The following is a 26,099-nucleotide window of genomic DNA, read 5'->3' on the forward strand; positions in this document are numbered from 1 at the left end:
GGTGCCCTACCGGGAGTAGCCCCGACGGTTGACAAAACTATAGGAACACCCAACGACTAAGTTAGGCGATGTGGAGGGGGTTGGCGGCGTCGACGGCATCGGGGGCATCGGATAGGCCGTCGGGGGCAGCGTCTGTCGGGTCCTCGTCGGGGGTCTCGATCTGCTTGATCATGACCTCCTGGCCCTGCAGCAGATAGGTCTCGCCGCTACCGCAATGGGGGCAGGTCTTGCCGTGCTCGACCGTCGCGTAGTCGCAGCCGCACGCCTCGCAATGCGTCACGGCCTCGACAGGCTCCACAATAAGCTCCGCGCCCTGCGTGATAGGCTTTTTATCTGCCGCCCAGCGCCAAGCATCAAGCAGCAGATCGGGAACGACGCCCGAGACCTCGCCCAGGAGCAGCGTCACGCTCGAAACGCGACTCACGCCATTGGCGCGCGCCACATTCTCGACATCGCGAATGATGTGATAGACGATTCCTAATTCATGCACTTTTTCTTCCGCCGTTCTAACGAACGGCGGTCGACTTGACGCTGCGCGAGCCCCAGACGGACGATCTGCCTTTCAATCGTCGGGCATGGGCAAAAGCCCTATGCCCTCCTCTTTCAAGGCACCTCGCCACGCCTGGGACTCGCTCGCTGTCCAACCGTTCTCTACGCCGTTCTCTTGTTTGTTGCGTTTTTTATTTCTTCCCAAATTTGATTTTGATCGCACGCTTCAAAGCGTACTTGCCGAGGCTGGGGAGCTTTTGCTCGTATTTGACCATCGTGGAGCACTCGGGGCGGTCGCGATCCAGATGGATGGCGTCAAACGCGCACTTGGTGGTGCACAGGCCGCAGCCGATGCACTTGTTGGGGTCGACGATCGAGGCACCGCAGCCCAAGCAGCGAGCGGTCTCGGCGCGCACCTGCTCCTCGGTAAAGGTCTCGACGTACTCGCTAAAGGGCGCAGCCTTCTCGCGCTCGCGGTCGACACGTGCCACCTCGCGGCTTGCGTTGTCATAGCTCTCAATCACAACATCGTCGCGGTCAAGCGCGGTGTAGCGGCGCTGGTTGCGGCCGATGGTGAGCGTGGAGCCCGGCTGCACAAAGCGATGGATGGACACGGCGGCCTCGTGACCGGCGGCGATGGCGTCGATAGCAAAGCTGGGACCGGTGTAGACGTCGCCGCCCACAAAGATGTCGGGCTCGGCGGTCTGGTACGTCTGCGGATCGGCAAGGGCACCCTGGCTGCGGCCGAGCTCCACCTTGGAGCCAGCCAGCAGGTCGCCCCACACAATGGACTGGCCAATCGACATGACGACACGGTCGGCATCGACACGGCGCAAGTCGTTCTCGTCATACTCGGGCGCAAAACGGCCCTCGTCGTCAAAGACACGCGTGCAGCGCTTAAAGGTGATACCGCACACACGACCGGCCTCGTCCAGGTGAATCTCCTTGGGGCCCCAGCCGCAGCTAATGTGCGCGCCGTCCTCAATGGCCTCGCGACGCTCCTCCTCGCTGGCAGGCATCTTGACCTCGCTCTCCAGGCAGAACATCTCAACGTGCTCGGAACCCAGACGGCAGGCGTTGCGCGCGACATCGATGGCCACGTTGCCGCCGCCCACCACGATGGTGCGCCCGGGCAGCGCGTCGATCTTGCCGCTGTTGACCTCGCGCAAAAAGTCGACGGCCACGGTCACGTCCTCGGCATCCTCGCCCGGAATACCGGCAAGGCGGCCACCCTGGCAGCCAATGGCCACGTAAAAGGCTTTAAAGCCCTGCGCGCGAAGCTCGTCGAGCGTCACATCGCGACCGACCTCCACGCCATAGCGGAACTCGGCGCCCATCAGGCGAATGACCTCGACCTCGGCCTCGATAACGTCCTTCTGCAGCTTAAAGCTGGGAATGCCGTAGGTGAGCATGCCGCCCGGGCGCTCGTTTTTCTCGAACACGACGGGCTTGTAGCCCTTCTCGGCCAGATAGAAGGCGCAGGACAGACCGGCCGGACCGGCGCCGATGATGGCGATCTTCTGGTCGAAGCCGCCGGCACGCGTCGGGGTCACCACAGGTGGGACATAGCGAGTCGCGGCATCCAGATCGCGCTGGGCGATAAACTTCTTGACCTCGTCGATGGCCACGGCCTCGTCCACGCGACCGCGGGTGCAGGCATCCTCACAGCGGCGGTTGCACACACGGCCGCAGATAGCGGGCAACGGGTTCTCGCGCTTGATGAGCGCCAACGCCTCGTCATAGCGGCCCTGCGCCGCGAGCTTCAAATAGCCCTGAACGGCAACGTGCGCGGGGCAGGCCGTCTTGCAGGGAGCGGTGCCGGACTCATGCGTCTCGATACGGTTGTCGTTGCGGTAGTTGGGCGACCACTTGGTGTGGTCCCACTTGGTGGCATCGGGCAGCTCCTGGCGCGGATACTCGGGCACCTGTCCGCCAGCCTTTTTGCTACAGAGCTTCTGGCCCAGTTTGGCGGCGCCGGCCGGACACACCTCAACGCAGCGACCGCAGGCCACGCACTTGTCCTTCTCGACCTTGGCGACGTAGGCCGAGCGCGACAGGTTGGGCGTGTTGAACAGCTGCGAAGTGCGCAGGGCGTAGCACACGTTGACGTTGCAGTTGCAGATGGCGAAGATTTTGTTCTCACCGTCGATGTTGGTGATCTGGTGCACAAAGCCGTTGTCCTCGGCCTGGCGCAGGATGTCGTAGACCTCCTCGCGCGTCACATAATGGCCGCGGTCGGTCTCGACCACGTAGTCGGCCATATCGCCCACGGCGATGCACCAATCGGCCGGGTCGTCGGCGCAGCCCTCTCCCATCACGCGACGGCTCGCGCGGCAGCTGCAGGTGCTAGCGGCATACTTACCTTCGTATTTGTCGAGCCAATGCTCGATATGCTCGATCGGCACCGAGGTGCTCGCGGCATCGATGGCCTTCTCGACCGGAATGACATGCATGCCGATGCCGGCACCGCCGGGCGGCACCATCGGCGTGGCCTTGGACAGCGGTCCCTTGGACGCCTGCTCAAAGAACTTGGCATAGACCGGATGCTCCTCGAGCTGGCTCACGCGCATGTTGAGGAACTCGGCGGAACCCGGCACCAGCATGGGCAGCACCCACTGCTTGGCGCGCTCGGGGTTTTCCCAGTTGTACTCGAGCAGACCCGTGTAGCTCATGTCGTCGAGCATTTTTTCGATATCGGCCTCGGGCATGCCGGTGAGCTTGACCATCTCGGGCAGCGTATAGGGACGGCGCATCTTCATCTTGCAGAGCACTTCGGCCTGCTCGTCGGTTGCGGCCTCGGCAAACGACCAGTACTCGTAGCCCAGCAGCTCGTCGCGGTGCAGCAGGCGGTTGGTGCAGTGCTCACACAGTTTGACGATGGCCTCGCGCGGATGCTCCGGTATCGGCGGCACGAACTCCGCGCCGATATCGGGCTCGGTATAGCTAATCCCCGGTCCGTTGAGAATCATAGTCGTCCCTTCTCTTGCCACAGCCCGGCGAGACCGCGGCGCCCCTCTTTGTACGGGTTCGACATGCCCCCATGCCGTTCACCCGCTATTGTTGACATTGTGTCAAAAACAGTATTGACGAACCGTCAACAATATTCAAGACTGTTAGGCGAACGGTCAGGCAAAAGAGGATGAAAGGCGGCAAAACATGGGCAACAACGCAGCAGATATCTCTGTGGTCGATGCCGTCCCCGCATCCGATAGCGCGGCAAAACGCCTGACGGGCGACGAGCGCCGTCGCGAGATCCTCGCCGCTGTGCGCGCCGTGAGCGCCGAGCTTGGTGTGTCCCATCTTTCGGTATCGGCCGTGACCAAGCGGGCTGGCTGCACGCGTTCGCTGTTCTACCACTACTTTGCCGATATGGATGCCGCCGTCACCGCCGTTATGGACGAGGCAATCGACGGCTTTATCGCCGAGCTCGAGCAGTGGAACGCCAGCCGCACGGTTGGCGACATCGAAGGCGCACTCGACACCGTTGCTCCGCTCTTTAAGCGCCTGGTCGTGAGCGGCCACGAGTTGCCGAGCACGCTCACCTCGAGCAGCGGCGCGCTCTACGGCGGCTTTTTGCACAACGTGGTCCAGCGCGTGGCGCAGTATATCTGCGATACCACCGTGGTGGATTTTGTCGCCCATCACGAGCTACGCATCGACCATGTCTACGAGACGTTCTACACCCTCATCATGGGGCTGCTGATGTATATCCGCACGCACCCCGATGTGCCCGACGAGACAGTCAAGGAAATCATCGCCTCGACGCTCCATATCGAGGGCTATACCGCCAAGTATCAGGAGCGCAAGCCCCAGAACTGACGACATTTGGCCAAACTGCCCGCGATCAGAAGAGGGGCCGCGGGCTTGTGAAAGGAGAGCAGCATGCTGTTCGATGTTTGGGGTAGCAATACCCTTATCCACTGGGCCGGCTGGGCCATGGTCTTTATTGGCCTGATCGTGCTCAACGAGGTCGGCCGCCGCACCAAGCTGGGCGCGGCCATCATCTTTGGCGTGGCTCCGCTGGCCATGACCATCTACTGCGTCGCTATCGCCATCGGCGTCTCACAGGGTGCCGAGTGGGCGCTCACCAACCCCACCCATGTGTACCAGAACAGCTGGTTCCACTACGCCAAGGTATACGCGGCGCTGGCCGGTTGCTGGGGCTTCATTGCCATTAAGTACCAGTGGGGCAAGATCGGCAAGGCGCATTGGTTCCGCGCGTGGCCGTTTGTGATCGTCGCCATCAACATCATGATCGCCGTCGTGTCCGACTTTGAGAGCGCCTATCACTTCTTTGTCCTGGGCGAGTCCACCTGGGTCACCTCCGAGGGCGCCACGCAGCTCGCCGGCTGGAACAACGTGTTCAACGGCATCGCCGGTATCATCAACATCTTCTGCATGACCGGTTGGTGGAGTGTCTACGCCTCTGAGGACAAGACCGACATGCTGTGGCCCGACATGACCTGGGTCTACATCATCGCCTACGATATCTGGAACTTCTGCTACACCTACAACTGCTTGCCCACCCACTCCTGGTTCTGCGGCTTTGCACTGCTGCTGGCGCCCACCGTCGCCGCCTTTATCTGGAACAAGGGCGGCTGGATCCAGAACCGTGCCTTTACGCTGGCTATTTGGTGCATGTTTGCCCAGGTATTCCCGTACTTCCAGGAGGAGTCCATCTTTGTGACCCACTCCACGCTCGACCCCGGCGCCGCTACCGCGGTCTCGATCGCCGCACTGGTCGCCAACATCGCCGCGATCATCTACATCGTCTACCGTGCCAAGAAGCTCGGCCGCAATCCCTACAAGCAGGACGTCTTTGAGGGCACCAGCGATTGGGAGAAGGCTACCGCTCGCCGCGCCAAGGTTGATTACGCGCACGCCGAGTAACATGTTGGTCGCTGTTGGCGCTTGGGCATAGGCCCGCCCGCCAGGATTTTCAATCCAATGTCTCGCAGAGCCCCCGGAAAGCGTTTCACTCGCTTTCCGGGGGCTTTTGTCGTTGCGTCTTATTCATCTATTCAAAAACATGCGCATATATAAAATCGGATTTCAAATCATACGGCGGCTCTATGGGGTCCCGTTTTTGGGTACAGTGTTGTCCCGATATTGAGCTTGGGGGATATATGAAAGATGAGACGATGGGTCAAGAGGATGCGGCCCAAGATGCAGAAGCTTGCGCTGAGGCCTTGGAGAGCTTAGACCGAATTTCACTCGATGAGATTGCGTTTGACGATTCGAGCGTTGATGTGCAGGATGAGCCGGAAATCGAGGCGCAGCCCGATGATCAGGATGCAGACGATGTTGAGCCTGCCGAAGATGAGGCAGATCACGAAGACACCGAAAGCGAGGCCGACGACCAGCCCGAATCCGACACGGGCGAGGAAACCGTCTTGCTCGACAGCTTACCGGCCGAAGATTCGCTGACTCGCGAGCTTCCTGGCCTGGGTTCCGCACCAGCCGTGGATGAGACCATCGCCATGGGCGATATTCCCCTGCCGTCCGTTCCCTCGGCACACGAAGCCGAGGTCCGCCATCGCAAGATGTCGCCCAAGCGCCGCAATCTGATGGTCGCCGGTGTCGTGGCCGTCGCGCTCGTCGCCGGCGGTGCAGGCTATGCTGCCTGGAACGGATATCAGCAAGAGCAGGCTGCCGCTGTCGCCGCCAATGCCCACACGATGATGTCGGTGCAGATTGGCGTGCATGCCGCGGGCCTCGACTGTTCCGCCGGCTCCAAGATTCCCGTACAAGTGAGTGGCCAGGATTCTGACGGATCCTCCGTGAGCGAAACACTCTATGTTGACGAGCACGGCCGTGGCATCAAACTGCTACCCGGTGACTACACGCTCTCCATCGCTGCCTCCCCCATCGCGTCCGACGGCACCGTCTATACCGTGCCGACCACCAAGGCGCAGGTCACGATCAAGAGCGACGGACAGGACCTAAGCAGCCAGGCCGCCTTTAAGCTCAAGGTGCCTTCGGCCGACACGGTAACCGACGACCAGATCGATGCCGCCGCCAAATATGCCGAGGAGGGAGGCGCGAGCTCCGCCGCCACCGCCAAGGTGCTCCAGCAGGCGGCAACCGCGCGGCGCGACGCCGCCGTCAATGCCGTGAGCGCGCAAAAGGCACAGGCAGCCCGCGATGCTGACGCTCGCCACAAGGCAACCGACCTCTACCAGCTCGATATCCCCGTCGAGTGGTACGGCAAGGTCGAGACTTGGCAAAATGGCAGCACGCTATGCATCTATCTTGCCGGCGACAGCGATACGCCGATTGTGACGCTCGTCGCGGTGCGCGAGGGCGAGAGCTTTACGCCCGATGAGGGCGATACGGTTTTGGGTGCGGCCAATCTAGGCAACGGTTATACCGTCTACGCCAGCGGCCCCGTCTATCCGTACGTGGTGCCCCAGACCATCAACGGACGGACGCAGAATCCCGTGTCAACCTACCCCATGGACACGGCCATTGAGCTTGTCGAGTTCACGACCGGTAACCGCTACACCTATAGCCAGATCAAGAACGTACTGGTCGGCAAAGACGGCAAGGCAGACGCCGCGACCAAACTCGAGACCGACTACCTCGCCCAGATTCTCCTGCCGAGCATCAAGGCCCAGGACTAGCGGACCATGACACCTGAGTCCTAGCCTCGCAAATCCATAGACGATTAGGAAAGGAGCCACTTCCATGCGGGCACAGCATGTACCACGCCGTGTTTGCATGGAATATCGGCCTGCTCATCCATGGTAACGATTACCGACTCGCCAAGATCAAACTGGGCCATCGCGGCATCGAGCGCGGCAATTTCGCGCTCGCGCGTTTTCTCGCTTGTCATATCCACACTTACCTGAATCAGGCCGTAAGCCTGCATGAGCAGTGCATCCCCAGCCACAAAGTCCACCTCATGGCTTTTATTCTTATCTTTAATCAGCAGGCGGCAAACCGAACCGGGCCGCACGGCGGGGGTCCTTCTTCTGAGCGCATTGAACACCGCGGTCTCGAGCCTCTGACCATGATCCAATGCCGATGCGGGGGAGAACGCTCCGAACATCGCAGGATCGACGGCGTAGACCTTAGACGCAGACCGCGTATTATTTGCAAGCGAACGCGTGAACTCCGGCACCGAAAACAGCAGGTAGGCGTCCTCGTAATACTCAAGTAAGTCGCTGAGCGTATTTCGACTGACGGATATCTGTCTGCTCTTGAACTCGTTGTACACTTTGTTCACTGATAGCTCTCGTCCCGAAGATGCCATGCACCGCGCCAGAAACAGCGAGGCCAAACGGGGGTTCTTGACGTCGTAACGTTCAACGACGTCCATGGCGACCGTTCGCGACGCATATTCCTGTAGCAGCTGAATCGCGTCTGCGGGCGTCTGCTCAAGTGTCGCGATGAATCCCCCTCGCTCGAGATATCCGACCAGATGGTGTCGGAGCAACGCTGCATCGCTCGAGGAGAAGGGTGCGTTCGACTCAGGAACGCTCCCCGTCTTATATCGGACGTATTCCGAAAAACTCAACGGAAAAAGCTCTCGCACAAGAGAACGGCCCCTGAACTCGCTCTTAAGTTCTGAGGACAGCATCTTAGAAGAAGATCCCGTCACGTAAACGGTCGCCTTCTCCGTATCGACCACGCGTCGCAGAAACGCACCCCATTCGGGTATTTCCTGGATCTCGTCAAAGAAAAGGTAGGCGCCCTCGCCTCGAGCAGCAGGATATAGTGCATAGAATGTATCGAGCACGTCCGCTAGTAGCGATGGCTCATACGGACGCAAGCGCTCATCCTCAAAATTGAAATATAGCATCCGGTCAAGCTCGACGCCTTGGCCCTGAAGCCGCCGTATCTCCTGATACAGGCGATACGTCTTTCCACAACGACGGGCGCCCACAATCACATATACGATGTTGTCGCGCTTTGGCTCCTGCGGGTTGCCCAGATCAAGGTCGCGCTCAAAGACCTGCGGAATCCCCTGTTGCTCAAAGTCCTTTATTTTTTGAGCCACCAAGTCGTTGAATGCCATAATTCTCCAATCTTGCTCTCCTGCTAATCAAGATTATAACGATTCTTGATTAGCAGGAGAGCAAGATTATGCGTATCTTGATTAATGGATAAGCAAGTTTTCTATTAGTGGCCCCTCCCGGAGGATATCGAGCGGCCGAGGGGGCAGGCATGAACGCCTCTAGCCGAAAACAAAGTAGCTAAAAAAGCCCCGTCCCAAATGAGCTACTTAACGCCAGGGGTCGGCTTCGAAGAGGGGCTCGCGCTCGGGGCGACGATCGCTATAAGGATCGTAGCCGTCGTCATCCTCGTTCTCGGCACGGATATAGGGGTCGCGCGGCTTGGGCGCCGGTTTAGGCGCAGGCTTAGGTGCGGCGGGTGCGGCATCGGTCGCCGGCGTGTTCGTCTTGTTCTTGTCTGTCATCTGCATAGCTCCTTGCCATGTACTCACGTTCAACACCATCGATTGTCGCACGAAAAAGGGCGGCGGACCCGATTGGATCCGCCGCCCTTGGCGTTTTGCGATGAGGGGCGGTTTTAAAGCCGGCCCAAAATCTACTCGGCGTCGGGGACTTCGTAGGTGGCCGCCGGCGTGTTGTCGCACACGACGGTAAAGCCGCCGTCCTTGTCGACATCGACCGTCACCTGATCGCCCTCGCGCACCGTACCGTCGATGATAGCGGCGGCAATGGCATCCACGACCTCGCGCTGCACGAGACGCTTGAGCGGACGGGCACCAAAGACCGGGTCCAGGCCGCCCACGGCGAGCATCTGCTTGGCCGCCGGGGTGATGGCCAGCGTCATGCGCTCCTTGGCCAGACGCGCGCGGACGTCGGCGAGCTGGATGTCGACGATCTTCTCGATCTGCGCCATGCCGAGCGGATGGAACACCACGATATCGTCGATACGGTTGAGGAACTCGGGGCGGAAGGTTTGAGCCATGGCCCCGTCAACCTGATGGCGCATCTCCTCCTCGTCCTTGCCGGACAGATCGGCGATAGCCTTGGAGCCCACGTTGGACGTCATGATGATAATCGTGTTCTTGAAGGACACTTGGCGACCCTGACCGTCGGTCAAACGGCCGTCGTCGAGCACCTGCAGCAGCACGTTAAAGACATCCGGATGAGCCTTCTCCATCTCGTCGAGCAAGATCACGGAGTAGGGACGACGGCGCACGGCCTCGGTGAGCTGGCCGCCCTCGTCATAGCCCACGTATCCCGGGGGCGCACCGATCAGACGCTGGACGCTGAACTTCTCCATATACTCGGACATGTCGATACGCACGAGCGCGCGCTCGTCATCGAACAGGCACTCGGCCAGCGCCTTGGCGAGCTCGGTCTTGCCTACGCCGGTGGGGCCCAGGAAGAAGAAGCTGCCGATGGGCTTGTCTGGGTCGGAGAGACCCGCACGGCTGCGACGCACGGCCGCGGCTACAGCGGAGACGGCCTCGTCCTGACCGATAACGCGCTTATGCAGCTCGCCCTCCAAGCCCTTCAACTTGTCGAGCTCGCCCTGCATCATCTTGGACACGGGCACACCGGTCCAGGCGCTCACGACCTCGGCGATCTCGTCGGAGGTCACCTGTTCGTTGAGGCCCTCGCCGTCCTGCTGCTTTTGCGCCTCGAGCGCAGCCTCGGAATCCTGAATCTGCTGCTGCAGACCCGGGATCACAGAATAGCGAAGCTCGGACGCACGGCCCAGATCGCCGTTGCGCGTCGCGCGCTCCTCTTCGCTCTTGGCCGCGTCAAGCTGGCCCTTAAGCTCCTGCACGTGGTCGATGGCGTTCTTTTGGTTGAGCCAGCCGGCCTTTTGCACGTTGAGCTTTTCCTGGACTTCGGCAATCTCTTGGCGCAGAGCCTCCAAACGCTCCTTAGAGGCGTCGTCGGTCTCTTTCATGAGCGCCTGTTCCTCGATCTGCAGCTGGGTGAGCTGACGCGTGGTGGCGTCGATCTCGACCGGCATGCTGTCGAGTTCCATGCGCAGGCGGCTCGCGGCCTCATCGACCAGGTCGATAGCCTTGTCGGGCAGGAAGCGGTCGGCGATGTAGCGGTCGGAGAGGTCGGCGGCAGCCACGAGCGCGCTATCGGTGATGTGTACGCCGTGGAAGATCTCGTACTTCTCCTTCAGGCCACGCAGGATCGAAATGGTGTCCTCGACGGTAGGCTCGCTGACCATCACGGTCTGGAAACGACGGGCGAGCGCCGCGTCCTTCTCGATGTACTTGCGGTACTCGTCGAGCGTGGTCGCGCCGATCGCGTGCAGGTCGCCACGAGCGAGCGCCGGTTTGAGGATGTTGCCGGCGTCCATGGAGCCCTCGGTGGCACCCGCGCCCACGATGGTATGGAGCTCATCGATGAACAGGATGACCTTGCCTTCGGATTTTTGCACTTCCTTGAGCACGGCCTTCAAGCGGTCCTCGAACTCGCCGCGGTACTTGGCGCCGGCGACCAGCGCGCTCATGTCGAGCTCGATGAGGTCGCGGTCGCGCAGGGTGCTCGGTACGTCGCCGGCCACGATTCGCTGAGCAATGCCCTCGACGATGGCCGTCTTGCCGACGCCCGGCTCGCCGATAAGCACGGGGTTGTTCTTGGTGCGGCGGGACAGAACCTGAATAGTACGACGGATCTCGTCGGTACGGCCGATGACCGGGTCGAGCTTGCCGGCGCGAGCCAGATCGCAGATGTTGCGACCGTACTGCTCCAACGCCTCAAACTGCGTCTTGTCCTCGGCAGACGTCACGCGGTCATCGCCGCGCAGTTCCTCGTAGACTTGCTCGATGCGCTCCTTGGTCACGCCGGCGTCACGCAGCACGCGACCCGCCTCACCCTTGTCCTCGGCAAGTGCCATCAGCAGATGCTCGGTCACCACAAAGCTGTCGCCCATCTTGGTGGCCTTTTTCTCGGCCTTCTCGATCACGCGAACGAGCTCGTTGGACAGGCCCATCTGCTGACCCTCGCCCGACACCTTGGGCGCATGGTCGATGGCATCTTGTGTGGAGCGTGCGAGCTGAGCCGGGTCGGCACCGATGCGCTCGATGATCACGGAGATATTGCGCTCGCCGGCACCGAGCAGGGCAGACAGCAGGTGGATCGGCTCCACCGCGCCGGCCTGTGCATCGGCAGCCGTGCTCATGGCGGTCTGCAGCGCCTCGCGCGACGTCATTGCTAGCTTATCGATTCTCATGGAATCACCTCTCTTGGGGCGGCCGCCCTACGGGGCGGCTTCACGTTGTTCGAGAAGTATTGTTGCCAGCTTTACGCGATCTTATACACAAATCTAAGTCTCTATATATAAGATTTTCTGAGTGAATTACGGATAGGGTACTGAGATGTCAGCCCGCCGCTGCCCAGGCGCGCTACCGTCTCGATCTGTAACATCTAGCAGCCATTTTTGATCCTAGATGTTACAGATCGAGACAGACCGAAAACCACCACAAAGAGGACAGGCACCTTTGTGGTGGTCGCGGTCTCTACTCCTTCGCCGAACCCGTACTTCCCGATTCGACGGTCCAGGGCATCTCATCCTCGAACAGCCATGTACGGGCAGACCCACTATCGCGTGCAGTCTGCGGGTCAGGCAAGCAGGTCTGTTTATAGGCATCTTGGATACACTGACCCATAAAATCGTTGAGCTCGGTCTGGTCGCCCTCCATGACATAGGCGACATCGCCGTCCATGATGTAGATGCCCGGACCCTCATTGCCCTCGTAGCCCGGATCGTACGAGACATCACATAACTTTGCGCCGTTTGCAGTGTCCAGCTCGATGGACGAGTGGCATCCGCCAACCATGTCGTTCGCTTTTGCCCGATAGGACGCATATCCGTACCAACGCTTAAATGTTTTGCCCTTGAGTAGCTCGGACGCCCTATCGATCAGGCTTGTATCCGTGGTATAGCGCATGGCCCCAAGCTGAATACGCGGATAATTGCTAATACCCAGCACAGCCGGCTGCTCATCAAAATCAACGGTAATGGTCTCGGGCTTGTCGTCGCCGGTCAGAAGTTCGACAGATTGAGTCACAGGCTTGACCACCGGCTCCGTCACCGCAGCAGGTAGAAATGCCATACCGACAGCGCCCGCGCCAACCACAGCGATCGCAAGCGCCAAGACAATCAATCCAATACGGGCAGAACGGCTCACGGCAAAACACCCCACAATGCAAACCTTCGCCACCTGCACTAATGATACCGCCAGCTAACACTATTACCAAAAGAAGCCGCGCGCTCCTCACCACCACAAAGGGGACAGGCACCTTTGTGGTGGTTTTCGACGCTAACGGTCGACCATCTCGCGCAATGAGATTAAACTTGAATTGCTCTCTGAACATATCCATTTCTGCCTATCCTCAACAGATCTTTGTCTCGAGGAGCGCATATGAAGCCGCCTCATTCCACCGGTCGCAACGTCATCGCCATTCTCGCCATACCCATCGTGATGCTCTTCCTTATCGTCATCACGCCCTTTTCCCTTGGTATCACCTCGCCCTTCGATTTATGCGGAATGGTCGACGCCGGCTCGCGTGCCACCTCGCTCTCCTTTATCTGTCGCGGCGTGTTTTACGAAGATGGAATTCCCACCGGAAGTTGGCAGTCAAAGTTGCCACTGCTCGGTCAGATCGACGGATGCTCCCCCTATTTCTGCCTTGGACCTCAGACGCTAAACTATCTAATCGACGACCAGCCACTCGACTTCATCACCCTCGCCTACGACTACGCACCAAACACCGATGAGCGCCACATGAACCAAGTCCTCGACAAGATGCTTGGACAGTGCGGGCTCACCGAGGAGGCCGGTCGAACCATCTATAGCAACCAGAAATTAAAGCGAACAGAACTCCGCCGTGTCGGAAAAATCAAAGGGCGAAACGGGGCCGCCTACTGGGATGCCTGGGCAACACGCGACAAGGGCGAATTCGGACACAGCACCTATATGGTCACTGTCTACACCAAAGACGGAATTAAGGACAATGTTGACGATTTCGCGTCATCCAAACTCGGCATCCCCAAAACAACCAAACCCGCCAGCCCAGATGAAATTCTGTAGAGCCGCCCATTAACATGCCGCTCAACGATCACAACAGCATCGAGCTCGTCCCCACCACCACAAAGGTGCCTGCCCCCTTTGTGGTGGTTTTCAACAAAAAGAAGCCGCCCCGATAACAGAGGCGGCATCAAGCAAGTCTATTTATTAGCGTCCCTCAAGACCCAACGAGAACGCAGAAATGTAGCCCGGGGCTTACCCTTTCCCGAACGCGGCCCTCGCGAAGCGCGTGAGCGGGCGGGAAAGGGTAAGCCCCGGGCGGACAATTAAGTGCGCTACTCGGCAGCGGCCTTGAACTTGTTGTAGTTGATCAGGCAGCCGGCCTTGACGATGGCACGCTCCTCTGCCGTCATATCGGCAATGTAGAGCTCAATCTGCTCGACCGCACCATCGGCGCGCACCACGTAGGCGGCGATGTCCTTCAGGTCGCCATCGAGCGCGGCACGGATACCCGGCACAAAGACGTAATCGCCCACCTCAAAGTTGGGCTCGGCCTCCATCTGGAAGGGCACCATGCCCCAGTTCATCACGTTGGAGCGATAGCGCTTGGTGGCGTACTCGTGGACGATGTTGGCCAGGCCGCCAATTACGCGCTGGCAGCTCGCGGCCTGCTCGCGGGCGCTGCCGTCGCCAGGCTTCTTGGCGTAAATCATGGAACCGAACTCGGTCGCCTTGGCATCGGCCGCGACACCCGCGCCGGCCAGCGCCTCAAACACACCGGCAAGCTCGGCATCGAACGCCGCCAGGTCGCCCGCGGACTCGCCGGCAACGCGACGCTTCTCCACAGCGTCGACCTCCTTGGAGCGACCCACGTAGGCCGGGTCGCGGCGGCTCAGCGTAAACTCAGCCAGGCCCAGCGGGTTGGAGCGGAAGGAGCTCGTCTCGCCCGAGGGAATGAGCTCGTCGGTCGTGGTGACCGGGTCCATGATCTTGGAGCAAACCTTGAGCAGGATGTCGTCGCCGAGCGGCTCCATCGCGGGCCACGGCTTGATGTTGGGGCCTTCGACCAGCTCGTCGGCAGGCTCCGCCTTGCCAAAGCCCCAGTACACGCGCTTCTTGTACGGCGCGTCGTCAAAGGTGTACTCGCAGGCCTCGTCCCAAGTGTCCTCGGGCAGGTCGGTCGCCGGCGTCAGGACGCCGCCGTTGGCAGCCGTTGCCGCAATGGAGCGGGCGTCCATCAGGGCCACGGCGCTCAGCTGGCCATTACCCGGCTTGGAACCCTCGCGGTTGGGGAAGTTGCGCGTGGTGTGACGGATCGAAAGGCCGTTGTTGGCGGGCGTGTCGCCGGCGCCGAAGCACGGGCCGCAGAATGCCGTGCGCACGATTGCGCCGGCCTCCATGAGGTCGTAGATGTAGCCGCGGCGTGTAAGTTCGAGCGCCACGGGCTGGCTCGTGGGATAGACCGACAGCGAGAACTCGCCGCAGCCGGTATTGGCGCCCTTGAGCACGCGGGCAGCCTGGACCACGGAGTCATAGTTGCCGCCCGAGCAGCCGGCGATAACGCCCTGCTGCACGTGCAGCTTGCCGTCGACGATCTTGTCGAGCAGGCTAAAGTGCGTCTTGCCCTCGCCGATCTTGGCGGCCTCGAGCTCCACCTCGTGCAGGATGTCCTCGAGGTTCTCGTTGAGCTCGTCGATCTCAAAGCCGTTGGAAGGATGGAACGGCAGTGCGATCATGGGCTTGATGCTCGACAGGTCGACCTCGACGCAACCGTCGTAGTAGGCGACATCGGCGGGCTTGAGCTCGCGATAGTCGTCGCCGCGGCCGTGCATGGTCAAAAACGCGTGCGTGTCCTCGTCGGTGGCCCAGATGCTCGACAGGCAGGTGGTCTCGGTGGTCATGACGTCAACGCCGTTGCGGTAGTCGGTCGTCATGCTCGCGATGCCCGGGCCCACAAACTCCATGACATTGTTCTTGACGTAGCCCTTGGCAAAGACGGCGCGAATGATGGCGAGCGCCACGTCGTGCGGGCCGACGCCGGGGCGCGGGGCGCCCGTGAGGTAGATGGCCACGACGCCGGGATAGGCGACATCGTAGGTGTCGCGCAGCAGCTGCTTTGCCAACTCGCCGCCGCCCTCGCCCACGGCTATGGTACCCAGGGCACCATAGCGGGTGTGCGAGTCGGAACCCAGGATCATCTTGCCGCAACCGGCAAAGTTCTCGCGCATAAAGGAGTGGATGACGGCGATGTGCGGCGGAACGAAGATGCCGCCGTACTTCTTGGCTGCGGAAAGGCCAAAGACGTGGTCGTCCTCATTGATGGTGCCGCCCACGGCGCACAGCGAGTTATGGCAGTTGGTGAGCACGTAAGGCAGCGGGAACTGCTCCATGCCCGAAGCGCGCGCCGTCTGGATGATGCCGACAAAGGTGATGTCGTGGCTCGCCATGGCATCGAAGCGAATCTTGAGTGCCTCGGGGTCGCCCGACGTATTGTGTGCCTGGAGGATCGAATACGCGATGGTGCCGCGCTTGGCATCCTCGGGTGTCTGCGTAATACCGCGCTCGGCAGCCTCGGCCGCAGGCACAACCTCGCTGCCGCCGCGCAGGTAGATGCCGTCCTCGTACAGCTTGACCATACTGTCTCCCACTCTGCCCAAAAGATTTGGGCGCATAGCATACATTCGTTCAATATCGTGCCATAGAACGGTTGCGAGTGGGTTACGAATCTCTGCGTTCACTTTATCTCAGTAAAGCAGAGGACGAGTTAGGTCCTGGGGAGGCAGACTTAGACGCTCAAATGACGAGAGTGGATAATCTCCCACTTTGAGCCTGCAAACAGGCAAAAAACGGGAGATTATCCACTCTCATTCTGCAGGTACTCATTTAAGTCTGTCCCCAATGAGTGCCTACAGGTCGCCGCCCGTGCCCAGCAGTTTGCGCATGACTTGCTCGGGGTTGACCGAGCCGTCGCGCGGGGCCAGGGCGGTGATCTTCTTCTGCATCTTATACTCGTGCAGCTCGTCCTCGAGCTGGCGCACGCGGGCGCGGAGCTTTTCGTTCTCGCGCTCGCGCTCCTCGGCACGCTCCTTCATATCGAGGATGCGCACCACGCCGGCAAGGTTGATGCCCTCGTCAGTCAGCTGGTTGATGAGCTCCAGGCGCTCGATATCGGCACGCGAATACAGACGCGTGTTGCCGCCCGAGCGCTGGGGGTTCACCAAGCCCTTGGACTCGTAGACGCGCAGAGTCTGCGGGTGCATGCCGGTCAGCTCGGCCGCCACGCTGATCATGTACAGCGGTTTGTTCCTATTGTCCTCGGCCATGCTACCTGACCCCTTTCCGTCTCGTTATCGTCCATCATAAGCCCGCGGGCGTGGGCGTGCGCCGCGACCGCCCTAGTACGTCGCCTTGTAACGATTGACCTTCTCGCGATAGTCGCGCGTGTCGGCCTCGCGCAGCTTGGTCATGGCATCGCGTTCATCGTCGGACAGGTTCGTGGGAACCTGCACCTTGATCTCGACGAGCAGCGCGCCCGTGCGGCCACGGTGCTTAACATCGGGCGCGCCCATCTCCTTAAAGCGGAACTTCTTGCCCGTCTGGGTGCCCGCCGGCACCTTCAGACGAACCGTCGCGCCGCCGGGTGTGGGCACATCCACCGTGCAGCCGAGCGCCGCCTCGTAAACCGAGATCGGTACCTCCATGGTCACATCGGCACCCTTGCGCTTAAACAGCGGGTGCTCCTCCACATGCGTGGTCACGACCAGGTCGCCGCGCTCGCCACCCGCAACGCCATACTCGCCGCGACGCTTGTAGCGTAGTTTGCCGCCGTCGACCGCACCTGCGGGAACCGAGACCGTAATGGTTTGCTGCTCGCCCGTCGAGGGAATGCGATAGGTGACCTTGTGCGTCACGCCGCGAAACGCGTCCTCGGCCGTCACGTCGACAGTCAGCGACAGGTCGCCGCCCTTGCGAGCACGGCTGCGACCCGCACCGGCACCGGCATTACCCGCAGCCCCGGCAAAGCCCGAGCCCCAATCGCTGCCCCAAGCGCCGTTGCCGCTAAAGATGCTGTCGAAGATATCGCCCCAGCCGCTGGCGCCCGCGCCGGCACCGTAGCCGCCGCCATACGCGCCGCCCGCGCCCGGCATGCCGCCGAACATGAGCATCTGGTCGTACTCTTTGCGCTTCTTCTCGTCCGAAAGCGTCTCGTAAGCCTCGCTAATCTCCTTGAACTTGGCCTCGTCGCCGCCGGCATCGGGGTGGTATTTTTGCGCGAGCTTGCGAAACGCGCTCTTGATCTCTTTGTCGGAGGCGCTCTTGGATACGCCCAGGATGTCATAGAAGGTCTTGCCTGCAGCCATCGTAGCTCCTCTCCTGTTTCATCCACCGCTCAACGGGCGGCGGCTCATACTGTCATATGGCACTAGGCCAGAAAGGGCCCCGGGTGTTGCCCCGGGGCCCTTCTCAATTACTCCTCGGTGCTCTCAGCCGTATCGGCCGCAGCATCCTCGGGCGCCGCTTCGGGCTCCGGTGCGGGGCGCTTCTCGCCACCGTAGGTCACCGTCACCATCGCGGAGCGCAGGATGCGGTCCGCCATGCGGTAGCCCTTCTGGTACACGTCGTTGACGGTCTCGTCGTACTGCGATGCGTCCTCGACACGCCCCACGGCCTGGTGCTCGAGCGGATCGAACGCCTCGCCCTTGGGGTCGATGGGCTCAACGCCCTCGTGCGCAAACACATCGAGCAGCTTGGCATGCACCGCATCAACGCCATCGACGAACTGCTTAAAGTCGTCGGAAAGCTCCTGGCTACGGGCATGGTCGATTGCACGCTCGATATCGTCAACCACCGGCAACAGCGCGGTGACAAGCTTCTCGGTCGCGCGCTCGCGCTCGGCGATACGCTCGCTGGCGGTGCGGCGACGGAAGTTCTCCCAGTCGGCCTGCAGACGGGCGGTACGCTCGGTGGCGTCCTTTGCCTTGTCCTCGGCGGCCTTCTGAGCCTCTGCCGCAGCATCGAGCTCGCTGCGTACGTCGGCAAGCTCCTTCTGGGCCTGCTCGAACTTGAGCTTAAAGTCGTTGTCGGCGGCTTCCTCACCGGCGCGGATAGCGGCTTCCACCATCTCGTCCTCGGTCATCGTCGCCTCCTTGTTGGAATCCTCTACCTGGTTCTCGGCAGCCTCGGCGGCCTCGGCCTCGTTGGCCTCGGTATCGTCGACGGCCTCTACGGGAATCTTCACGTCCTTCTCCTCAGAGTCAACGGGGGCGGCGCCAGCGGCGGCCGCCTCCGTGCGAGCTTTACGGGCGGACATGATTACTTGTCCTCGTCGTCCACAACCTCGTAGTCGGCGTCGACAACGTCATCGTCGGCAGGCTGGGCACCGGCGGCGCCGTCGGTCTGCTGCTGAGCGTCGGCGTAGACAACCTGAGCCAGCTCGTAGGCTACGGACTGCAGGGATTCGCCAGCGGCCTTGATGGCCTCGACGTCAGAGCCCTCGAGCGCCTTCTTGGCGTCGGCGATAGCGGCCTCGGCCTTGGACTTCACATCGGCGGAAACCTTGTCGCCCAGCTCGTTGAGGGTCTGCTCGGTGGAGTAGCACAGGCTGTCGGTCTGGTTGCGGACCTCGACCTCTTCCTTCTGCTTCTTGTCCTCCTCGGCATGAGCCTCGGCGTCCTTGACCATGCGATCGACTTCGTCGTCGGAAAGCGCGGTGGAGCCGGAAATGGTGATCTGCTGCTCCTTGCCGGTGCCCTTGTCCTTAGCAGAGACCTTGACGATGCCGTTGGCGTCGATGTCGAAGGTGACCTCGATCTGCGGCACACCGCGGCGGGCAGCCGGGATACCGGTCAGCTGGAACTTACCGAGCGACTTGTTATCGCGGGCAAGCTCGCGCTCGCCCTGGAGCACGTTGATCTCGACGCTGGTCTGGTTGTCGGCAGCGGTAGAGTAGACCTCGGTCTTGGAGGTCGGGATCGTGGTGTTGCGGTCGATCATCTTGGTCATGATGCCGCCCATGGTCTCGACGCCCAGCGACAGCGGGGTAACGTCGAGCAGCAGGATGCCCTCGACGTCGCCGGTGAGCACGCCGCCCTGGACGGCAGCGCCGTCGGCAACGACCTCGTCGGGGTTCACGGACATGTTGGGCTGCTTGCCGGTCATGGTCTTGACCAGATCCTGGACGGCGGGCATACGGGTGGAGCCGCCGACGAGGATGACCTCGGTCAGATCGGAGAGCTTAAGCTTGGCGTCGCGCAGGGCGTTGGTGACAGGCTGCTTGCAGCGCTCGAGCAGGTCGCGGGTGATCTTCTCGAACTCGGCGCGGGTCAGCGTGTAGTTGAGGTGCAGCGGGCCAGACTGGTTCATGGTGATGAACGGCAGGTTGATGGTGGACTGCTGGGCTGCGGAGAGCTCCTTCTTGGCGTTCTCGGCGGCCTCCTTCAGACGCTGCAGGGCCATGGGGTCCTGACGCAGGTCGACACCGTTCTCCTGCTGGAACTTATCGGCCATCCAGTCGATGACGCGCTGATCCCAGTCGTCGCCGCCCAGGTGGTTGTCGCCCGAGGTGGACAGAACCTCAAACACGCCGTCAGCGAGGTCGAGGATGGAGACGTCGAAGGTGCCGCCGCCCAGGTCGAAGACCAGAATGCGCTGGTCGGTGCCCTGCTTGTCCAGGCCATAGGCCAGAGCAGCAGCGGTCGGCTCGTTGACGATACGCTTGACGTTGAGGCCGGCGATCTTACCGGCGTCCTTGGTGGCCTGACGCTGGGCGTCGTTGAAGTAGGCCGGGACAGTGATGACGGCGTCGGTGACGGTCTCGCCCAGATACTTCTCGGCGTCGGCCTTCATCTTTGCGAGCGTCATGGCGCTCACCTGCTCGGCGGTATAATCCTTGCCCTCGATATCGACGACGGCACGGCCACCCTGGCCCTCCTTGACCTCATACGGCACGGTCTTGATCTCGGAGGTGCACTCGGAGTACTTGCGGCCCATGAAGCGCTTGATGGAGAACACGGTGTTCTTGGGGTTGGTGACCGCCTGGTTCTTAGCGGCCTTACCCACGACGCGGTCGCCGTCAGCACGGAAGCCCACGACAGACGGGGTGGTGCGGTCGCCCTCGGCGTTCACGATAATGGTCGGAGAACCGCCCTCGAGGACGGCCATTGCGGAGTTAGTAGTACCAAGGTCGATACCAAGAATCTTACTCATTAGAAATTCCCTCTCTCTTTTGCGTTCGCGCCGCCTCGACGATCTGTCGCGCGGCGCTTCGGCTTGTCTTTCAGGATGTAGTGTATCCCCTTATGGGCCGGAATATACAAAATCTAAGTCAATTCATATAAGATTTCTTATTGTTGAGAGTTTAGGTTCTTAAATGCGCAGGTAGATGCGCTGAATGAGTTCTCGGCAAATCTATTGAGATCTATGTAGAGATGGCTGAGGTTTGCGTCCGGGGGTGCCTGGGGGCCGTCTTGCGGCAAGCGCATCCCGGTTTGAGCGTAGATTCCGGGTCGCAGTTTCCGTCTGAAGGCTCAACCGGAAACCGTATCCCGTTTTGAGAGCTGATACCGGGTCGCAGTTTCCGCTAGCGGGCCCAACCGGAAACTGCGACCCGGTTTTCGGCCAAATAACGGGATGCCCTTTCCGCAGGCGCGCTCAATAGGTCAATATTACAAGTCACCTATAGCTAACATTTGCGCAGCTCAACGGCCCCACCTGCGCGTTTTTTAGTAAACCTTGGCATACTCGGCGAACGGTATGAAGATGCCGGCCAGAGGGTATTGCAAACGGTCGCTCCCGTGGTATGTTTTTGCCCGAATCAAACCGGCGCGCATCGCCTGTAGCGTCGGTCAACAGAGAGGAAACTACCATGGCTCATCCCGTAATTGATGCCGACGAGTGCATCGCTTGTGGCGTTTGCGTCGACTCCTGCCCCGCTGGCGTTCTGGAGCTCCAGGACGTCGCTACCGTCGCCGACGAGGACTCCTGCGTCGCCTGTGGCGCTTGCCAGGACGCTTGCCCCGCTGGCGCGATCACCGAGATCGTCGAGGAGTAACAACTCCCCCACTTGCACACTCAAAAGTACACCGTGCACAAAAAAGGAGGCTTCCGCATCGCCGCGGAGGCCTCCTTTTGTTTGTACAGGCAGCTAATTGGGGACGGGGCTACCTTGGCAGTTGCGGTGGAATAGTTCCTGGCTCATTGCTTAGGTGCCGATTGTAGGAACTATTTCACCGCAACTTATATAGACAGTATCGGGTTAGGACAAATCATCCTCGTAGGGCATTAAATCGGCAAGGTAGCCCTTCTCCTTGAGTATGGCCTCGATCTCGTCGAGGGTCTGCTCGTCCTCCGCCGCGATGCGATGGAAGTGGTAGCCGCTCGTCACCGTTAGTAGTGGAAAGCTCTTGCCGCTCTCGATATCGTGCAGGTAGCGCTCAACATCGCGACGATTGCGGATGTCCAGGTCGGCCGTGATCTTGCCGTACACACGATGGTTGACGATCACGTTGAGCACGGCGCCACCCGCGTCGACGATACTCGTAAGCTCGTCGCCCGCCTGCTCCACGCCGTGGCGCACCTTAACAAGACGCGTGGGCACGGCGGGGCTACTCGCGGCTTCCTGCAGCACGTAGCCGCGGTTGGTCGCCACGATATCGTGCCCATCGGCACGCAACAGGGCAATATCCTGAACCACGACCTGACGGCTCACGCCAACCTCGCGGGCAAGTGCGCTGCCCGAAACGGGCTCCTTGGCTCCTTCGAGCACGCCCATGATGGCACGGCGACGCTCGCGGGCGTTCATTATTTACCGTCCAGCAGACGCAGGTGCTTAAGCGAGAGGTCGAGGATCGGCGCAGAGTGCGTCAGGGCGCCCGAGCTAATATAGTCGACACCCAGATCGGCCAGGGCGCGAATGTTGCTGGCGTCCACGTTGCCCGAGCACTCGGTCTTGGCGCGGCCATCGATAAGCTCAATCGCGGCAGCCATGTCGTCGTGGGTCATGTTGTCGAACATGATGATGTCGGCGCCGGCTTCCACGGCCTCGCGCACCATGTCCAGGTTCTCGCACTCGATCTCGACCGTCGTGGTAAACGATGCATGGGCGCGCGCCATCTCGATCGCACGCATCACGCCGCCGGCGGCGTCGATGTGGTTGTCCTTGAGCATGACGGCCGTCGACAGGTTGTAACGGTGGTTGCTGCCGCCGCCGATCTCGACCGCGGCCTTCTCGAAGACGCGCATGCCCGGCGTGGTCTTGCGCGTGTCGACGAGCACGGTCTTGGTTCCCTCGAGCGCCGCGGCCATGCTGTGCGTGTAGGTAGCGATGCCGCTCATGCGCTGCAGGTAGTTGAGCGCCACGCGCTCACCCGAAAGCAGCACGCGCGCATCGCCCCGCACCTGACCCACATGGTCGCCGGCGTGCACCTCCTCGCCATCGGCAACGTCGAGCAGCACCGAGCTCTGCGAATCCAGCAGCTCAAAGGTACGGGCAAACACATCCAAGCCGGCGATGATGCCGTCGGCCTTGGCGATAAGCTCCACCGTGGCGGGACGCGCCGTGGGGCACACGCTCGCCGTGCTCACGTCCTCAAACGTAATGTCCTCGCGCAGAGCCTGTAAAATCAGATCATCGACGACGAGCTTCATGGTAATGGGATTCATGGTCTACTCCTCTGCGGCCTGCGTGCCGGCGGCACGGGCCAAATCATCGATTGCAAGGGTATCGGAACTCAGGGCGCGATGGCGTCCATCGAGCGCGGGCTCGCCCGCCTGCTCCACGGCCAGCGACTCGCCGGTGCGCATGTACCACGCGGCGCGACGACCCCAGACCAGCGCCTCGAGCAGACTATTTGATGCAAGGCGATTCTTGCCGTGAACGCCGTTGCAAGCCGTCTCGCCCGCAGCGTAGAGCTCGGGCATCGAAGTGCGGCCGTCCTTATCGACCCATACGCCGCCCATAAAGTAGTGCTGCGTGGGCGTAACGGGGATGGGCTCGTCCAAGATGTCGCGACCGTCCTCAAGGCAGCGCGCGCGAATGTTGGCAAAGTGCCCAGTCACCACGTCGCGCTCGACGGGGGCAAAGCTCAGCCACTCGTGCTCGGTGCCGTCCTGCTTCATCTGCTCGCGGATGGCGGCAGCGACAACGTCGCGCGGCTGCAACTCGTCGGTAAAACGCTCGCCGGCGGCATTGAGCAGAATCGCGCCCTCACCGCGGCAGCTCTCGCTGATCAGGAACGTACGGCCTGGCTGCGGCGAGAACAGGCCCGTGGGATGGATCTGCACGTAGTCCAGGTGCTCCATCTTAATGCCGTGCTCCTGCGCGATGTAGCAGGCGTCGCCCGTGAGCTGCGGGTAGTTGGTCGAATGGTCGTATACGCCACCGATGCCGCCCGTCGCCCACAGCGTATGGCGGGCATGGATCTTAAACGGCTTACCGACATGCACGCCCTCAGCGGCATTTGCCAGCTCGTCGGCGGGGCGAGCTGAATCGTCCTCGTCCACGGCAACAGCGACGACACCAGTGCACACCGTGGCCCCATCGCGCTCTGCCGTCAGGATGTCGGTCATGGCAACGTGTTCGAGAATCTGCACGTTATCCAGCTTGCGGACGGCCTGAAGCAGCTTGGTCGTAATCTCCTTGCCCGTAATGTCGGCATGGAAGGCAATGCGCGGACGGCTGTGCGCGCCCTCGCGGGTAAAGTCGAGGCCGCCATCGGCCTTGCGCTCAAAATCCACGCCCATCGCTAGCAGGTCGTTGATGACCGAGCGGCTCGAGCGGATCATGATGTCGACGCTCTCGCGGCGGTTCTCGTAATGGCCGGCGTGCATGGTGTCCTCAAAGAAGGCATCGTAGTCCGAGCCCTCGGGCAGCACGCAGATGCCGCCCTGCGCGAGCATCGAATCGCACTCGTCGACCGCGCCCTTGGAGAGCATGATCACGCGCGTGCTCGTCGGCAGGTTGAGCGCCGCGTACAGGCCCGCTACGCCGCAGCCGGCAATGACGACGTCGCACTCCATATCGGGGTATTGCTTGGTTTCCACAGGAATCCTCTCCCTTGAATGTGACATAAGAAACCGTCCCTCATGCCACATTGTTCTAGCGTGCTGCGTACTCGAGCATGCGGTCGAGCGTAAGTTTGGCCTGGTCGGCAGCCTCGTCCGACACGCCGATCTGCACCTCGCCCTCACCCGTCTCCAGGCAGCGCACGAGCTTTTCGAGCGTGATGAGATCCATGTTGACGCAGGTGGGCTGCACCGCGGGGAAGTAGAACTTCTTACCGGTGCCCTGGCAGCGGCGCTCGAGCTCGTAGAGCACACCGCGGACCGTCACGATAATGAACTCGCTCGCGTCGGACTCCTCGGCATACTTGATGATGCCGGCGGTGGAGCCGATGTAGTCGGCCTCAGCCAGGACGTCAGCCTTGCACTCAGGATGCGCCAGCACGAGCGCGTCGGGGTGGGCCTCCGTCGCGTCAACGATCTGCTCGACGGTGATGATGTGATGGCGCGGGCAGTAGCCGTTGTTGAGGATGACGTGCTTTTGGGGCACCTGCTCGGCTACGAAGCGGCCCAGGTTCTGGTCGGGAATGAACAAGATGTGCTGCTGCGGCAGCTCGGAGACGATCTTGACGGCGTTTGAGCTGGTAACGCACACGTCACTCCAGCTCTTGATCTCGACCGTGGAGTTGACGTAGCAGACCACGGCCAGGTCGTCGCCGTACTCGGCGCGCGCCGCATCGACCGTCTCGCGCTTGACCATGTGCGCCATGGGACAGTCCGCGCCCGGCTCGGGCAGCAGCACGGTCTTGGTGGGATTGAGCAGCTTGGCGCTCTCGCCCATAAACTCCACGCCGCACAGCACGATGGTCTGCTGCGGCAGGCTCTTGGCAAGCTTTGCCAGGTAGAAGCTGTCGCCGACGTAATCGGCCACAGCCTGAACCTCGGGCGCCACGTAATAGTGCGCCAGGATCACCGCGTCGCGTTGGGTTTTAAGTTGCTGAATGGCCTCGACGAGCTCTGCGGGCACCAGTGCCGCGCGCTCCGTTGCCGTCGTTGCCGATGCTAGGCCGGCCGCGATATCGCGTGCAAGCTCCGACGCATCCATGTTCGCGCTCTGTGCCATCAAGGCCCCTCTCTTTTGGCGAATCTTGGGGCTTTAGTATGACACCTAGGTTTACAGCTGACAAGACAGCTGTAAACCTAGGTGTAAAGTTGAAATAAAGATTCAATCATGCGGCAGGTCCATTTTCGAACTGGCAAGCTGAGGACAGCCGAAAATGGACCCGCCCCATGATTCGGGCAGCCCGTTTTGTCCTGGACCAAGGGGCAGTGGTCAAAAAGGGCCAAATATGAGTACTGTCACCAAATTAGTAGCATCGATTTTCCGGTCCAGAGCAGCAAAATCGCCTTGTTTGGAGCCCGATCGCGACTCTGAAGAACGAAAATCGATGCACTTTTGGCCTCTGGCACCGATTTTTGAGGCCATTTGGCTGCCACCAAACTGGTAACAGTACTCATATTTGGCCCTTTTTGACCACCGGGTTTCCGGCAGGCCCCAAAAGCGGGCCCGAATCGCTCGATCCGGGCCCGCTGGGGGGGAGCGAGCACAATCGAGGGGTAAGAAGCAAGAGAG

The 26,099-nt window shown here is 61.1% G+C and carries 20 protein-coding genes; 5 read left to right on the forward strand and 15 right to left on the reverse strand.

Going from position 1 to position 26,099, the window contains the following annotated elements:
* Positions 1-61: 61 nt before the first annotated feature.
* Together DXB53_RS05320 and DXB53_RS05325 are read right to left on the reverse strand one after the other, a co-directional pair.
* The gene (locus DXB53_RS05320) at positions 62-490 is read right to left on the reverse strand and encodes a hydrogenase maturation nickel metallochaperone HypA (protein WP_117583629.1); all 429 of its coding nucleotides are present in this window, start codon (positions 488-490) and stop codon (positions 62-64) included.
* A 190-nt stretch (positions 491-680) separates the two neighbouring features.
* Positions 681-3,458 carry an FAD-dependent oxidoreductase gene (locus DXB53_RS05325; RefSeq protein WP_199409684.1) on the reverse strand — a complete coding sequence of 926 codons (2,778 nt, stop codon included), beginning with the start codon at positions 3,456-3,458 and terminating at the stop codon, positions 681-683.
* Positions 3,459-3,645: 187 nt separating this feature from the next.
* Here DXB53_RS05325 and DXB53_RS05330 point away from each other — a divergent pair, with 187 nt between their 5' ends.
* From DXB53_RS05330 to DXB53_RS05340, 3 genes are all read left to right on the forward strand, one after another.
* Positions 3,646-4,308, forward strand: a complete 663-nt coding sequence (locus tag DXB53_RS05330) for a TetR/AcrR family transcriptional regulator (RefSeq protein ID WP_117583630.1) — start codon at positions 3,646-3,648, stop codon at positions 4,306-4,308.
* Positions 4,309-4,371: 63 nt separating this feature from the next.
* Positions 4,372-5,379, forward strand: coding sequence for a DUF5692 family protein (locus DXB53_RS05335; RefSeq protein WP_117583631.1), 1,008 nt, complete (start codon positions 4,372-4,374; stop codon positions 5,377-5,379).
* A gap of 251 nt (positions 5,380-5,630) precedes the next feature.
* A complete protein-coding gene (locus DXB53_RS05340) occupies positions 5,631-7,112 on the forward strand; it encodes a hypothetical protein (RefSeq protein ID WP_147330898.1) in 1,482 nt (493 codons plus the stop codon).
* 44 nt (positions 7,113-7,156) lie between these two features.
* Here the strand turns inward: DXB53_RS05340 and DXB53_RS05345 are convergent, their stop codons facing one another.
* The 4 genes from DXB53_RS05345 to DXB53_RS05360 all read right to left on the reverse strand — a co-directional run bounded on the left by DXB53_RS05345 (position 7,157) and on the right by DXB53_RS05360 (position 12,643).
* Complete coding sequence (locus tag DXB53_RS05345; protein ID WP_055250796.1) at positions 7,157-8,509, reverse strand: ATP-binding protein; 1,353 nt, start codon at positions 8,507-8,509, stop codon at positions 7,157-7,159.
* Positions 8,510-8,716: 207 nt separating this feature from the next.
* Positions 8,717-8,911 carry a hypothetical protein gene (locus tag DXB53_RS05350; protein WP_232049598.1) on the reverse strand — a complete coding sequence of 65 codons (195 nt, stop codon included), beginning with the start codon at positions 8,909-8,911 and terminating at the stop codon, positions 8,717-8,719.
* A 131-nt stretch (positions 8,912-9,042) separates the two neighbouring features.
* Positions 9,043-11,670 carry an ATP-dependent chaperone ClpB gene (clpB, locus tag DXB53_RS05355; protein WP_117583633.1) on the reverse strand — a complete coding sequence of 876 codons (2,628 nt, stop codon included), beginning with the start codon at positions 11,668-11,670 and terminating at the stop codon, positions 9,043-9,045.
* 286 nt (positions 11,671-11,956) lie between these two features.
* Positions 11,957-12,643 (reverse strand): hypothetical protein, encoded by a 687-nt coding sequence (locus tag DXB53_RS05360; protein WP_117797285.1) that lies wholly within the window; start codon positions 12,641-12,643, stop codon positions 11,957-11,959.
* Between the two features lie 219 nt (positions 12,644-12,862).
* On the opposite strand from DXB53_RS05360, the gene DXB53_RS05365 reads away from it, so the two are divergent.
* Entirely contained in the window at positions 12,863-13,531 is a 669-nt protein-coding gene (locus DXB53_RS05365) for a hypothetical protein (protein WP_117583635.1), read from the forward strand.
* Between the two features lie 272 nt (positions 13,532-13,803).
* Here the strand turns inward: DXB53_RS05365 and DXB53_RS05370 are convergent, their stop codons facing one another.
* The 5 genes from DXB53_RS05370 to dnaK form a co-directional block, all read right to left on the reverse strand.
* A complete protein-coding gene (locus DXB53_RS05370; RefSeq protein ID WP_117583636.1) occupies positions 13,804-16,104 on the reverse strand; it encodes a hydratase in 2,301 nt (766 codons plus the stop codon).
* 270 nt (positions 16,105-16,374) lie between these two features.
* Positions 16,375-16,791, reverse strand: coding sequence for a heat shock protein transcriptional repressor HspR (locus DXB53_RS05375; protein WP_055250809.1), 417 nt, complete (start codon positions 16,789-16,791; stop codon positions 16,375-16,377).
* Between the two features lie 72 nt (positions 16,792-16,863).
* The gene (locus tag DXB53_RS05380) at positions 16,864-17,829 is read right to left on the reverse strand and encodes a DnaJ C-terminal domain-containing protein (protein ID WP_117583637.1); all 966 of its coding nucleotides are present in this window, start codon (positions 17,827-17,829) and stop codon (positions 16,864-16,866) included.
* A gap of 107 nt (positions 17,830-17,936) precedes the next feature.
* Positions 17,937-18,779 carry a nucleotide exchange factor GrpE gene (locus DXB53_RS05385; RefSeq protein WP_117583638.1) on the reverse strand — a complete coding sequence of 281 codons (843 nt, stop codon included), beginning with the start codon at positions 18,777-18,779 and terminating at the stop codon, positions 17,937-17,939.
* Between the two features lie 2 nt (positions 18,780-18,781).
* Entirely contained in the window at positions 18,782-20,674 is a 1,893-nt protein-coding gene (gene dnaK / locus DXB53_RS05390) for a molecular chaperone DnaK (RefSeq protein ID WP_117564548.1), read from the reverse strand.
* 658 nt (positions 20,675-21,332) lie between these two features.
* On the opposite strand from dnaK, the gene DXB53_RS05395 reads away from it, so the two are divergent.
* Complete coding sequence (locus tag DXB53_RS05395) at positions 21,333-21,518, forward strand: DUF362 domain-containing protein (RefSeq protein WP_006235216.1); 186 nt, start codon at positions 21,333-21,335, stop codon at positions 21,516-21,518.
* Between the two features lie 204 nt (positions 21,519-21,722).
* Here the strand turns inward: DXB53_RS05395 and DXB53_RS05400 are convergent, their stop codons facing one another.
* Genes DXB53_RS05400 through nadA form a run of 4 tightly spaced genes read right to left on the reverse strand, consistent with a single transcriptional unit; the run spans position 21,723 to position 25,589 of the window.
* Positions 21,723-22,268, reverse strand: a complete 546-nt coding sequence (locus DXB53_RS05400) for a transcription repressor NadR (protein WP_089573639.1) — start codon at positions 22,266-22,268, stop codon at positions 21,723-21,725.
* Positions 22,268-23,128 (reverse strand): carboxylating nicotinate-nucleotide diphosphorylase, encoded by an 861-nt coding sequence (nadC, locus tag DXB53_RS10020; protein ID WP_117629675.1) that lies wholly within the window; start codon positions 23,126-23,128, stop codon positions 22,268-22,270. Before nadC ends, DXB53_RS05400 begins: the two co-directional genes overlap by 1 nt.
* 3 nt (positions 23,129-23,131) lie before the next feature.
* Positions 23,132-24,535, reverse strand: coding sequence for an FAD-binding protein (locus tag DXB53_RS10025; RefSeq protein WP_199407991.1), 1,404 nt, complete (start codon positions 24,533-24,535; stop codon positions 23,132-23,134).
* A gap of 28 nt (positions 24,536-24,563) precedes the next feature.
* Positions 24,564-25,589, reverse strand: a complete 1,026-nt coding sequence (nadA, locus tag DXB53_RS05410; RefSeq protein ID WP_117583639.1) for a quinolinate synthase NadA — start codon at positions 25,587-25,589, stop codon at positions 24,564-24,566.
* Positions 25,590-26,099: the final 510 nt, after the last annotated feature.

Source organism: Collinsella sp. OM04-5, assembly GCF_003439125.1.
In the GTDB taxonomy this organism is placed as follows: Bacteria; Actinomycetota; Coriobacteriia; order Coriobacteriales; family Coriobacteriaceae; genus Collinsella.